The 13,959-nt window shown below is 64.0% G+C and carries 8 protein-coding genes; all 8 read left to right on the forward strand.

Annotated elements, in window-relative coordinates:
- Positions 1–5: 5 nt before the first annotated feature.
- Positions 6–1,226 carry a type II secretion system inner membrane protein GspF gene (gene gspF, locus AAGA68_15290; protein MEM9386419.1) on the forward strand — a complete coding sequence of 407 codons (1,221 nt, stop codon included), beginning with the start codon at positions 6–8 and terminating at the stop codon, positions 1,224–1,226.
- Between the two features lie 255 nt (positions 1,227–1,481).
- Positions 1,482–1,724 carry a hypothetical protein gene (locus tag AAGA68_15295; protein ID MEM9386420.1) on the forward strand — a complete coding sequence of 81 codons (243 nt, stop codon included), beginning with the start codon at positions 1,482–1,484 and terminating at the stop codon, positions 1,722–1,724.
- Positions 1,725–1,894: 170 nt separating this feature from the next.
- Positions 1,895–3,028 carry an alanine racemase gene (locus tag AAGA68_15300; GenBank protein ID MEM9386421.1) on the forward strand — a complete coding sequence of 378 codons (1,134 nt, stop codon included), beginning with the start codon at positions 1,895–1,897 and terminating at the stop codon, positions 3,026–3,028.
- A 239-nt stretch (positions 3,029–3,267) separates the two neighbouring features.
- Positions 3,268–6,750, forward strand: coding sequence for a DUF1800 family protein (locus tag AAGA68_15305; GenBank protein ID MEM9386422.1), 3,483 nt, complete (start codon positions 3,268–3,270; stop codon positions 6,748–6,750).
- A 22-nt stretch (positions 6,751–6,772) separates the two neighbouring features.
- On the forward strand, positions 6,773–8,398 hold the full coding sequence (locus AAGA68_15310) for a DUF1501 domain-containing protein (GenBank protein MEM9386423.1): 1,626 nt from the start codon (positions 6,773–6,775) through the stop codon (positions 8,396–8,398).
- A 336-nt stretch (positions 8,399–8,734) separates the two neighbouring features.
- Positions 8,735–9,292: a hypothetical protein gene (locus AAGA68_15315; protein ID MEM9386424.1), complete on the forward strand. Its 558-nt coding sequence runs from the start codon at positions 8,735–8,737 to the stop codon at positions 9,290–9,292.
- Between the two features lie 20 nt (positions 9,293–9,312).
- Entirely contained in the window at positions 9,313–10,581 is a 1,269-nt protein-coding gene (locus tag AAGA68_15320) for an NAD(P)/FAD-dependent oxidoreductase (GenBank protein ID MEM9386425.1), read from the forward strand.
- 268 nt (positions 10,582–10,849) lie between these two features.
- Positions 10,850–13,959 (forward strand): cadherin domain-containing protein (locus AAGA68_15325; protein ID MEM9386426.1); only part of this gene is annotated, 3,110 nt, incomplete at its 3' end.

Genomic DNA, 13,959 nt, shown 5'->3' on the forward strand with positions numbered 1-13,959 from the left:
CGCCGGTGGGAGCTTTCGAATACGTCGCCGTCGACGCCAACGGCAAGAACCGCAAGGGTGTCCTCGAGGGCGATACGCCGCGCCAGGTGCGCCAGCTCCTGCGCGACCGCGCGCTGCTGCCGGTCAAGGTCACGGAGATCGCGGAGAGAGCTGGCAAGGCCAGCGCGAGCGGCAGCGGAAAGCGCGCGGGCTCGATGGGGGCGATGGATCTCGCGCTCATGACCCGGCAACTCGCCACCCTCAGCCGCTCTGGCCTGCCGCTCGAGGAAGCTCTGCAGGCCGTCGGTGAGCAAGCTGAAAAACCCGGCGTCACCTCCGTCACCCTCGGGGTGCGATCGCGGGTTGTCGAGGGTCACACGCTGGCCGACGGTCTGCGTGATTTCCCTCGCGCCTTTCCGGAGATCTACATCGCGACCGTAGCAGCGGGCGAGTCCTCAGGCCACCTGGACGGCGTACTCGAGCGTCTGGCGGACTACACGGAGAGCCGCCACGCGCTGCAGCAGAGCATCCAGCAAGCGATGATCTACCCGATCATCCTCATCACCCTATCCCTGCTCATCGTTACCGGCCTGCTCACCTACGTGGTCCCGCAGGTGGTGGGGGTGTTCGACAATATGCAGCAGGAGCTACCGCTGCTCACTCGAGTACTGATCGGGCTCAGCGCGTTCATGCGCGAGAACCTGCTGGTGATCGCGGTGCTGCTCATCGTGGGGGCCCTAGGCGCTCGCTGGTTGCTGCAGAAGCCGGGCCCAAAGCGGGTGTTTCACCGGCTGCAGCTGCGCGCTCCGGTGTTCGGACGCATGGTCCGCGGGGCTAACTCAGCCCGTTTCACGCGCACGCTAAGCATCCTGGCCGGTAGCGGCGTGCCGGTGCTCGATGCGCTGCGCATCTCTGGCGAGGTGATCACGAACGTCCCCATGCGTGAGGCCGTAGCGGAGGCCTCCTCGCGGGTGCGCGAAGGGGCTCCGATCGGCGCTTCACTCGCGAGCAGCCGCCTGTTTCCGCCGATGACCATTCACCTGATCAAGAGCGGCGAGGCCAGCGGCGAGTTGGAGGACATGCTCGACCGCGCCGCCGGTAACCAAGAGCGTGAGATGGAATCGATCATCGCCACGCTCCTCGGCATCATGCAGCCGCTGCTGGTGCTGGTGATGGGCGGCGTAGTGCTCATCATCGTGATCGCCATCCTCCTACCGATCTTCGAACTCAACAACCTGATCCAATAGGCGCAACCGCGAGCGCCAGCTGCTTTCCCGCCGGGTACTGGCTCGCGATCCGCGCGCGTCCCGCGTGTCGCGCGCCGGAACTGTGATCCAGGTCTACGTCTGCACGACCGCTGCCCCCGTAAAAGTGGCACTTCGTGAGGGGCAGCCGGCGACGTAGCAAAGTCACTATCGCACCGGCCGCGGTCTCGTGGTATATCGACACTCGAACGCATCGTGAATGTGCGTCGGGGTCTCGCTACAGGAGGGAGAACCGTGGTGCAGAAGGACAATGACGATTCGGATGATTTCGAGGTAGAGGGGAGCGACGAGTTCACGGATACGGATCTGTTCGATCCCGAATCCATCGCCGCTGAACTGGAGTCCCTGAAGGAAGAGGCGCCGAAGAAGCGCACGGCCAGCTCTGCGCGCGCCGCGATCGAAGAGATGATCGAGCGCAAACGCCTGCGCAGTGCCATTGAAGAGTTCGACGACGATGACTTCGACATGAGCGCACTCTAGGTTCACTCTCCACCCTGTCCCGCGGGTCGCCGATGCTAAGCGGCTGCCGCAGATTCCCTGTCCCTTACCCCGCACCGCTTCGGTAAGCTCTCTCGCCGGCGCCTCGCGCACTGGCCAAGTCCATCGACTGCCCCCTATGCTCGGCGAGGTACCTGCCAGAGCCGCCGTTCATGGACCTTCCCACCCCGTGCCTGCTACTTGACCCCACCGTGCTCGCCCGCAACATCGACGCGATGAGCGAGCGCACGCGCCACCTTGGCGTTCAGTTGCGCGCGCACATGAAGACCAGCAAGAGCGCCGAGGTCATGGCCCGATTGCCAAGAGCACCAGGCGCCTCGGCACCATCGATCGCCGTGTCGACGCTGCGCGAAGCGGAGTACCTGTTCGATGCGGGCGCACGCGATATCCTGCACGCCATCCCGCTGGCGCCGGCCAAGCACGCGCGAGCACGTGCGCTGGTGGCACGCGGCGCCCGCTTGGGCCTCCTGGTCGACACGCCGCAGGCCCTCGAGCAGCTCATCTCATCGGCGCCCGCAAGCGGCGAAGATCTCCCGCTGCGAGTCATGCTGGAGATCGACAGCGACGGCTACCGCGGCGGCCTGGCGCCCGAGGCACCCGCTCTTATGGAGTGCGCAGCGCTGCTGCGCACGGCACCGCAGGCCGTTAGCCTCGGTGGGGTCTATGGCTACGCCGGCCGCACCTACACTGCTTCTGACGCCACCCAAGGGGCTCAGATCGTCGAGCGCTGTCGCCGCGCGACCTTGGCCGCCACCGAGCAACTTCGTTCGGCTGGACTCACCGTCGAGTCCGTCTGCCTGGGTGGCAGCCCGGTGGCGGTCTTCGCAGAGCAACTGGAGGGCGTCGATACGCTGTGCGCCGGCGTGTGGATGTTCAACGACCTCTTTCAACACGGGCTAGGCATCTGTGCGCTCGAGGATTTGGCTGTGAGCGTGTTGGCCACCGTGGTCAGCGCGAACACGGCCACAGACACGGTGTTCATTGATGCTGGCGCCTTGGCCCTGTCCCAAGACCGATCCACGGCCGAGCAGTCCCGCGACACTGCCTACGGTCTGCTCGCCGACGCGGCCACGGGACGCTTGCTCCCGGGCTACCGAGTGACTGCCGTCAGCCAAGAGCACGGCCACGTCACCGGCCCGCAGGTGCTGGCGCGATTGCCGGTCGGCACCCAAGTACGAGTGCTGCCCAATCACGTGTGCATGAGTGCTGCCGGCTTTGAAGGTTATGTCGTTATTGGTGATGACCCCAGAAACACCGACTACTGGCCGCGCGTTAACGGCTGGTAGCCCCTCCCGCTTATGGCATGCCGGCCACGCCAACTCGCGCGTCGCGCCCTTTCCGATGCGTACTGCATCTCACCGCTAGCCTCCCTTGTGAACGATTCTGTCAAGTAAATCCCGCGTGATTCTCTTTCCGAGATCGCGGTCATCGTCGGCGCCCTCCGCCTTGCAGAGCATCTACGCCCTACACCCGATGGCGCGCGTGGGCGCGCCCGGGGTCGTGCGTTCACTCAGGCAAGGTCCCTATGCAACTCCGCCCGCCGCCATGCGTGCACCTCGCGCTGATGCTAGTGCTTCTCGCCCTGACGGCAGGCTGCAACTCCAGTGGTGGTAGCGGTGGTTCTGGCGGCCGCAACGCAAGCCCTGGCGACGACACACCAGTCAGCGGCGAGACCGGCGGCACCGACCCGGTGCCTTCTACGCCATCGGTAAGTGCACCGGCACGCACGAGCGTCGATGAGGGCAGTGCGAAGGCCGTCGATTTCTCCGCCGGCACCAGTGACGGCGGCGAACTCGCCATGAGCCTTGCAGGACCTGACGCTTCACGTCTGCGAATCGAGGGACAAAGCGTCCTTTTCATCGACGCACCTGACTTCGAGGCACCCTTGAGCGCAGACACTCGGTACGTGTTCGAGATCATCGCCGCCACGGCAGACGCCACCGCTCGAGCCTCGGTCACAGTGGAGGTCGAGGACGTGCTCGAGGCGAGGGTAATCGACGGACCGGTGGCTAACGCAATCGTCTTCGTCGATCTCGACGCGGACGGGGTGCTCGATGTCGATGAGCCGTCCACCCTCTCCGATGAGAGCGGCTACGCCCGAGTGCCGGACTTCGCGCCGCAACCGGGCATCACGCCTCGTTTGGTCGCCACGGATGGCGTGGACACCTTCACGGGGCTACGCCTGGAAGGTCTGACCATGGTCGCCAAGATCGAGCCAGACTCAACCGAGACGTTTATGGTAACGCCGCTCTCGAGCCTCCTAGCGCACCTCGATGACGACGCTCAGGGCGACCTGCTGCTTGGCGCGATGGGGGTGGAGACGGCCGTAGGTACCCTGCGCACCCTGGATGTGTGGGAAGCCACTCTGGCCGGCGATGCCGAGGCGGCCGCGCTCCTGCAGCAGATGCAGCAGCTGGCCTTCACGCTAAAGGCCCTGCGCCGGGCCGCCCTCGCCCCCGACGCGGACCCACGCACGAGCGCCCTGCTGGAACAAGCGCTCCAGCGACGCCTGGGGGAGCAGCTGATCGGCGGTGCGTTGCTCGACCAGGTGGAGCCTCTGACCGGCGCCTTGACGAGCGCTCTCACCGACCTTGGCATTGAGTGGATGGACGACGTGCCGATCAGCGATGTGGCCGAAGCCGTGGCGGACGTCAATTCGCTGCTGGCGAGTGCCGAGGCTAGGCCGATCAGCTCCACCGGTGCGGCCATTCTCGCAGTGGTGCAGGCAGACACTGCTCGGGATGTAGGCCTTGTCCGCACAGGCCAAATGAGCCCCGAGCAGTTCGCCGTCGCTCAGCGGGAGGCGTTCTCAGAGGCGGTGCGCCGTACCCAACCGGACGCACCCGACACGGACCAGGATGGGATGCTCGACAGCTTCGACCGCGACGACGACAACGACGGCGTGGACGACGTCGACGACGCCTTTCCCCTAGATCCCACACGCGACTCCGCACCACCACCAGAGCCGGCGCCCGGCGAGGACGATCTGGACGGCGACGGCATCCCCGATGTCAGTGACGCGGACGATGACGGCGACGGCGTGGACGACGTGGACGACGCCAACCCACGCGATGGGCGCGTAAGTGCCCCGGCGAACCTCACTACCGAGCAGCGCTTCAAACTCCTTTCGATGGGCACCTTCGGGGCAACCCCAACCCTGATGGCCGACCTTGAGCGCCTGGGGCCCGAGGGCTGGGTAGAGGCCCAACTGGCCACGCCTTCGGCCTACGATAGCCCGAGCGATGAATGGCCCACTCACCTGGAACGCACGATCGAGATCGCCGAGGCCTTCGCCCCCGACATCGACTTCTTCACGGTCGACTCGGTCGATGGCAGCATCGCCTTCAACGAGCGCACGGCGGAACCGCTGGTACGCCGATTCCAGATGGCAGCCTGGAACGATAACGCCTTCGGCTCCATCGACCACCCGCTGGTAGGCACCGATCCCCTACGCCAACGCATGGCCTACGCCCTCAGCCAGCTGCTGGTGACGTCCACCAGTACGCCCCCCTTGGACCAGCGCGGCGAGAGCCTCGCCTACTTCTACGATCTCCTAGCGCGCCACGCCTTCGGCAACTACCGCGATTTGCTGGGCGACGTCGCTCGCAGCCCCACTATGGGAACCTTTCTCTCGCATGCGGGCAATAAGAAGGCCAGCGCCCAGGAGGCGACACGCCCCGATGAGAACTTCGCTCGCGAGCTAGTGCAGCTGTTCACCCTCGGCCTATACGCGCTCACGCCGAACGGCGAAGCCGCGGTGGATGGCGAGGAAGTACCGGTGCCCGCATACACACAGACCGATATCGAAGAGCTGGCCAAGGTGATGACCGGGTGGAATCTCGCCGGCAGCCGCAGCTTTCGCGGGCCGCGAACGGGCGATGGCGATCACACGCGAGCGATGGTCTTCGACCCGGCCTGGCACGAAGATGAGCTCGACCCGTACTACGATGGGCAAGGCGATGGTGAGGTCGTACTCCTCGGTCAACGCATCGCCCTCGACGCGGACGACCGCACCCTCGACGGCGACGGCAACTCGACGCGCAGCGGCCTCGACGCCAGTCTCGATGCGCTCTTCACTCATCCGAACGTCGCCCCATACATCGCCAAGCACCTCATCGCCCACTTTGTCACGGCGAACCCCTCGCCGCAGTATGTGGCTCGAGTAGCCGACGTATTCACCGATGACGGCACCGGCGTGCGCGGCAATCTCGGCGCCGTTCTTAAGGCCATTCTCCTCGACCGAGACGCCTACGCCGAAGGCACCGCCTACAGCAAGATCAAAGAACCCCTTCTGGCTTACACGCAGTTGTTGCGAGCGCTCGATGTGGCTCCGGTGCCCTCCGGCTTCATGAGCAATAAGGGCGGCGTGCCGATCACGGAGGTCAACATCTACTACGAGGGTGAGTTAGACAGCGTGATCGGGTATGCACCGATGCGCGCCGAGTCGGTCTTCAACTTCTTCGACCCCGACTTCACTCCGCCAGACACGGACCTTACGCAAGCGGATCTCCTCGCACCCGAGATGGTCATGATGACCGACCAGTACTACGCCAATGTGGCCAACCTCGTGCTGTCCCTCGCCAACACCCGCGAGTTCGTTCGCTTCGATCGTAGCCTCAGCTCCCGTCGCGTACTGAGTTTCTCCAACGGCCGAGTCTACGACGTGAACTTCACCGCACCTCTAATAGCCATGGAACTCGCGATGGAGGGGGACAGCAACATGGACTTCGCTAGCATCAATCTCGAGGACGAGCAGGGCAATCAACCGTACAAAGCGGTCGCCGTCGACGCGCTCGTCGATTGGGTGGATGAGCGACTGTTCGGCGACAGCCTACCCACGCAGTACCGCGAAGCCCTCGCCCAACACCTACGCGAGGGCATGCACAAGGGGGAGAAAGCAGATGACCCGCCAGAGGTAAAGGCCGACAAGCGCTTCCTCGAAGCATGGGAACTGGTGCGCGATGCGTTGGTGATGGCCACCGCGATGCCGGCCTACATGGTGCAGTGAGGGATCTGAGGAACACATGCCAATGAAACTCGATCGACGGGACTTCCTGCGCCTGACCTCACTCGCAAGCGTGGGCTGCTGCACGCTCGCCGGCGCTCCCGCGCGCGCCGGCAATCAGGTACCGAGGGGAGATTACAAGGCCCTCGTCATCATCATGCTTCGCGGCGGCAACGACGCACACAACATGCTGCTGCCCCTCCCGGCGAGCGAAGCGTACGCTACCTACGCGGCCACACGCGGCAACCTCGCCGTCGCCGACACGACACTGACCGTTCCCAGTGCCACCCTAGCCCCTGGCACCAACCCCTACCGTGGCGGCGATCCCCTGGATCCGGCACAAGCCTACCTAGCGGGAATGTATACGCTGCCCGGATTGCCCCTCGGCGTGAACGGCGTCATGCCGGAGCTCGCCCAGCTGATGGAAGCAGGGCGTCTGAAGGCAGTACTCAACACGGGCAACCTGGTGGTACCCACCGACAAGGCTCAGATCGAAGACGACGTGGCACGCCTGCCTCTGTTCCTCTTTGCCCACAACCATCAACGTCGCCAGCTCGAGCTCGGCCGAGCGGATCAGCTGAATGGCCCGGGGTGGGCGGGGCAGCTTGCGGATCTGTGGATCGGCGGCTACGACCCCGAGTTCCCGCTCGGCTTGAACGTCTCGATGGGCAGCGCTAGCAAGATGCTAACGGGCCTGCGAACGACGCCGCTAGTGCTGGAGTCCTCGGGTCCCACCGCGTTCAATCCCTTCGCCGTCGACGGTGCCATCGACACAAGCGTCGACCGCCTGGCTGCAAACCGACGTGCGCTCTATCAGTTTCTCATGGGAAATCCACAGACACCCAGATTTGAGGATACGGTCAGGCCACCCGCCCAGGACTACACCGATCGCGCACCGCGCACGCCGGAGAACCTGTTCGAGCTGGCCTACCAGCGCCTCGGCGATCGCTCCGAAGACGTGCTCGCGCAGCTGAGCGAGGATTGGAACGACACACGGTCAGGCCTCGCCTACACCTCAGCGGATCTCTACGGTAATCGGGGCAGCGATCTGTTCGCCGTCCCCTCCGAGCATGACCTCAACCTGGCGCTGCCCTCGGCCTTCGGTGGTTTCATCGGTCAACTCGAAGCGATCGCCACGATGATCAAGCTGGGAAGCGACCAGGGGTACGGCCGCCAGGTGTTCTTCGCCCAACTGACGGGCTTTGATACGCATAGCAACCAAGCAGAGTCCCACCCAGCACTATTGCGAGAGCTGAGCCTCGGACTTGATAAGTTCCACAAGGCCATGGGCGACCTAGCCCTTGGGGATAACGTGCTGGCGTACACCCTGTCGGACTTTGGCCGCACCTTGAGCAACAATGGCGATGGCACCGATCACGGGTGGGGCACCCATCAATTGGTGCTCGGCGGCGGCATGCGCACATCGGCCATGGTGGGGGCGGCCCCTAACCTAGCCTTGGGATCGGACGATGACATCTCGGACAAGGGCCGCGTGATCCCTACGCTTGCGAACGACCAGCTGACGGCGACCGCGGCCGATTGGTTCGGGGTTGAAGGCGCGGATCTACAGGCCCTCCTGCCCAACCTCGGCAACTTCGCCCGCGACCCGATGGACGCGACCACCGCCCTACTCAACGACCTACTCACCTAGGGCACAGCCCAGCTGCCTCACGCAACTCAACCGGTGACTGGGCCACCCAGTAGAACTGGTGGAACCCGCCCCATCCGGCGAGGTTGCCACCGCCGTGGTAGCGATCAGCCCAGGATCGCGTCCCCAGCAGTGAACTCTCACCTTTCGCTCGAGCCACAGAGCGGCATAAACTGCAATATTGACAGGGAGTTACCGCCGCGTTTGGACACGCTGAGATGACTGTGGCTCTCCCACCATCACTCGATGCCCACCATCCTGGTACTCTTGCGCCGGTCAAATGCGCAGGGCAAATAGTGATCGGCCGCCGCGCAACCTCGCCATGCATTAGGAGATCCCATGCCCAGTCTTACCCTGAACAACGCCAAGCTCCTTCCGCTGCTCAGCGCCCTGTTGATGCTCGCGACAGCCATCCCTGCCGACGCGCAGACACCGAACGACATGGGTGCGGCCATGATGGCCGGCGAGCTGCCCGATCCGATAGTACTATCGGAAAGGGACGTCACTGGTCTTCTCAAGGTCGCTAAAGAGCTTCAAGCGCTCGGTGTGAAGCTAGACGACAACCCCGGTGGCCCGGATTTCGCGGAGCGACTCGCCGGCCAGGAAGAGGCGAAGGCCATCCTGAAGCGCCACAACTTCACTCCTCAGCGCGTACAAACCGTGGCATACAGCGTTGGGCTCGCAATGGCCGCCGCCGACGGCAGTCTCGAAGAGTCCAGCGCGCAGATGGCGGAGATGCAACGCATGAAGGACTCCATGCCACCTGAGCAGTGGGCTCAGATGGAGAAGATGATGGGGCCAGCCATGAAGATGATGCAGCAGGCGATGAACCAGCCTAAGAGTAACATTGCCCTCGTGCGCAAGTACGAGGACGAATTGAACTCACTGCAAGACTGACAGCGGGCGAAGAACCTGTCATGAGGCTGAAACGAAGGCAATTCGTTGGCGCTGGAGTCGCCGCCCTCACCCTCTCTTCACGCCTGCTGCGCGGCCAGACCCGACCGCGCATCGTCGTCGTTGGTGGCGGCGCGGGTGGCGCTACGGCCGCCCTTGCCCTATCGCGCGAGTCGACGGATTCCGTGGACGTGGTGTTGGTAGAACCCACGCGTACCTATCACAGCTGCTTCTACTCGAACCTCTACCTCGGCGGCTTCCGCCAACACGACAGCCTGGCCCACAGCTACACACGCCTCGCTTCGCAGTACGGCGTTAACGTGGTCCACGACTGGGTAGTTGGCATCGAACGCGAGGCACGCGAGGTGAGGCTTGCGAGCGGCGGTACCATCGCCTACGACAGGCTGGTCTTGAGTCCCGGCATCGACTTTGTGCCAGGCTCAGTACCAGGTTGGGATCTGAGCGCCCAGAGCAAGATGCCTCACGCCTACAAGGGCGGTACGCAGCTGGCGCTTCTGCGCAGCCAAGTGCTGGCGATGAAACCAGGTGGCGTGTTTGCGCTGATCGCACCGCCTAACCCTTACCGCTGCCCCCCGGGGCCCTACGAACGTGTGTCGATGCTCGCGCGTACGCTCCAGGCAACCAACCCCAGCGCAAAGCTGCTGATCGTGGATCCGAAGACGCGCTTCGCCAAGCAGGCTCTGTTCGAGGAGAGCTGGGCCCGTCACTACCCGGGGATGATCGAACGCATAGATGCGGACGCCGGTGGTGCGAAGGTGGAGGTCCGTCCCGAGCGGATGGAACTGGTGATCGATGGCAGCGTACAAGCCGTCGACGTGTGCAACGTGATACCCGCACAACAGGCGGGAAGGATCTGCAGCGCCGCGGGGTTGACGGTGGCGACCGGTTGGGCCCCCGTCGTCCCGGCCAGCATGCGCAGTCGCGCTGACGAGAACATCTACATCTTGGGCGACGCCTCTCAGCAAGGCGATATGCCGAAGTCAGCATTCTCGGCCAACAGCCAGGCCAAGGTCGCGGTGCGCGCCATACTGGCCTCGCTCACCGACTCACCGCTGCCGCGCGCGAGCTACGCCAACACTTGCTGGTCGCTCGTCGCCGAGGACGACAGCGTGAAGATCGGTGCCACCTACACGGCCACACCCGAAAAGATCACCAAGGTCTCCGGCTTCGTCTCAGACACGGGCGAACCCGAGGCAACGCGACGCGCCAACTACCTCGAAAGCGTCGGTTGGTACGCTGGCATTACTGCGGAGATGTTCGGCGGCCCCTAGGCCTGCACTGAGTCTACCGGGGCCCGGGGCCAACGTTCTCGCAGTGCCTCGCTCGCGTGATGGGCTATAGCCAGGCAAGGCCTCGTCATCGGACCGCGTCTCTTAATCCTACTGTAAAGCGAAAAACCCACACCCTTATGCAATAACGGGCTGTGGGTTTTCTCTATGCCGTCCGATAGCCGAACACTGAGAAGGAGCGATCGCCGCGAGCGCTTCGCCCAGTGCACATCCGGTGCCCTCAAGGGCCCGACGTATCGAGATCGAGCATATGAGCGACCAAAACGAAAACCAGGGACAGCCCAAACGCGGCCCCGAGACGATCGACTCTGCCTTGGACCGCGAGGTGGGTCAGCAGGGGGGTGAACGGCGCCGAGAGGACGCGCAGGAAGTAAAGATCGACAGCGACAGCTCCGATCAAGCCGGACAGGCGCCTCGAGCCGGCGGCTACGGCTCACCGGAGTTCGCGGCCGATGGCGATCGCGAAGGCACGGGCAATCGCCAAGCCACCAGCGCAGTCGTGGACGAGCAGCAGGTAGGCGCCCGCACCGTTTCGCTCGACGACACGCAGGTGTTTTCGAGCGGCGCTGAAGCGCGCCGCGACACCGCTGCAACGCTCACCGAGTCACCCCAGAGCGACGGCGAGTCGCCCGCCGCCGTCGGTCAGTCACCCGTGGCACAAGGTAGCCAAAGTAGGCCCACGACGCCGCCCGCGCATGCGATGCAGCATGACACGGAACCACCCGAGCCGGTCGTCGCTGACAACAACCCGGACGCGCCCAGCGGTAGGTTCATTCCCGTCGAGCCCGCGCCCGCCCATAATGACGGTACCGAGGCGCAAAGACCCGCCTCATCTGAGGACGAAGACGCGCAAGAGGCCGCCAACGAGCAAGCCTCGAATGCCAACGACGAGCCGCAGGCGGCGTCCGACGTGGACGGCGCGGCCATCGCAATATCCGACGGTGCAGGCGCCGCCGATGAGATCAGCGAAGACGCTAATCACGGTGATCGCGTGGGGATTGTCGCTACCGCCCCGAGCGGCAGCGACGGTGTGGTGACCTACTCCCTCGCCGACGATGCGGATGGGCGTTTCGCCATCGACTCCGCGACCGGCGAGGTATACGTCGCGGCACCGGAGCTTCTCGATTTCGAAGGTATCCAGAGCCACGAGATCGTTGTCAACGCCACGTCACCGAACGGTACCGTCAGCACTCAGAACTTCGTCATTCGCGTGAACGATCACGATGAATTTGCCTTATCGCCGGTGGCCGATGGGGACGCAAGCGGTGATCGGGTCGCCGAGAACGCCCGCGTTGGGGACACGGTGGGCATTGCCGCCAGTGCGGTCGATGAGGATGGTAGCGACAACGCCGTCCAATACTCTCTGAGCGAAAACCCCAACGCGACCTTTGCGATCGACCCGAACAGTGGCGTCGTCACCGTCGCCGATCCCACAGGCATCGACTTCGAATCCACCAGGTCCATTCAAATCGAGGTGACGGCCACATCCGAAGACGGTTCCACAAGCACCCAGCGCTTTGACATTTCTGTTGAAGATATCAACGAGTATACGATCACGCCCACCGGCGATACTGATAGTTCCTTGAACCTCGTGAGCGAAAACGCTCGCATCGGTGACCTGGTCGGCGTCGCGGCCGCAGCAGAGGATGCCGATGCTACGGATGCTGTCACCTACAGCCTAAGCTCCAATCCGAACGGCGCCTTCGCGATCGACAGCGACACTGGTGTGGTCAGCGTGGCAAACCCGGCCGGGATCGACTTCGAGTCTGCTCAGTCGATGCAGATCGAAGTCACCGCCACCTCTAGCGATGGGTCAACATCGACCCAAGCCTTCGAGATCGCCGTCACTGACGAAAACGAGTTCGATATCTCTGTCGCCGTGGATGGCGATGGCGCTGCGGACACGGTGGCTGAGGACGCGGCCGCGGGCGATCAAGTGGGTGTAACCGCCTTCGCTGGCGATGCCGACGGCTCCGGCAGTGGCGTCGAGTACTCCCTCAGCGAGAATCCGAACGATGCCTTCGCCATCGACCCGGTGAGGGGTGTGGTCACCGTTGACGACCCTGAGGCACTGGACTTCGAGTCCTCGCCGTCCATGCAGATAGAGGTCACCGCCGCCTCACAAGACGGCTCCACCTCTACCCAGACCTTCGACATCGCCGTCACGGATGCGGATGAGTTCGACGTTGCGCCAGTGAGCGATCTCGACAACAGTGCCAATGCCGTATCGGAGAACGCTGCCATCGGCGACACGGTCGGGGTCGCTGCACTCGCCCAAGACGCCGACGGGTCCTCGAATGCCGTCGAGTTCACCCTGAGCGAGAACCCAGGCGATGCCTTCGCGATCGATCCCGAATCGGGCATCGTCACCGTGGCCGATGCGAGTGCCCTAGACTTTGAGTCGGCACCCCTCATGCAGATCGAAGTCACCGCCACCTCGCAGGACGGATCCACGTCCACGCAGACCTTCGACATCACTATTACGGATCAGAACGAGTTCGATATCTCCACCGTGAGCGATCTCAGTATCGGCGCAAACACAGTGACCGAGAGCGCCGAAGCCGGCGCTTCGGTGGGCGTCACCGCCTTCGCGAGCGACGGGGACGGCAGCAGCAACGTCGTCGAGTACTCGCTGAGCGAGAATCCCGGCGGTGCCTTCGCAATCGACGCGCACTCCGGCGAAGTCACGGTCGCCAACCCCGAGGCCTTGGACTTCGAGTCGGCCGAGTCCATGCGAATTGACGTCACTGCGACATCCCAGGACGGCTCCTCGTCCACGCAGACCTTCGAGATCGCCGTCACCGACAGCAATGAGTTCGACGTGACCCCCGTCAGCGACACCAATGGCGACCGCAACTCGGTCGCCGAAAACGCGTCGGCGGGCGACACGGTCGGCGTGACGGCCTTCGCCAACGACGCCGACGGCTCCGCTAACGGCGTCGCGTACTCCCTGAGCGAAAACCCGCATGAGGCCTTCGCCATCGATCCGACTACGGGCGAAGTCACTGTTGCAAATCCGGCGAGCTTGGACTTCGAATCAGCTCAGTCAATGCAGATCGAGGTGACCGCTACCTCGCAAGACGGATCCTCATCGACGCAAACCTTCGATATCGCGGTCACGGATAGCAACGAGTTCGACGTCTCCGCCGCCAGTGATATCAATGGCGCCGCAAACAGTGTGGCCGAGAACGCATCCGTTGGTGACCCCGTCGGCATCACCGCCTTTGCCACTGATGCCGATGGCTCCGCTAACGGCGTCGCGTACTCCCTGAGTGAAAACCCCGACGGCGCCTTCGCGATCGATCCAACTACGGGCGAAGTGACTGTTGCAGATCCAGCGGGCTTAGACTTCGAATCGGC

It is taken from the genome of Pseudomonadota bacterium (assembly GCA_039193195.1).
In the GTDB taxonomy this organism is placed as follows: Bacteria; Pseudomonadota; Gammaproteobacteria; order Steroidobacterales; family JBCBZW01; genus JBCBZW01.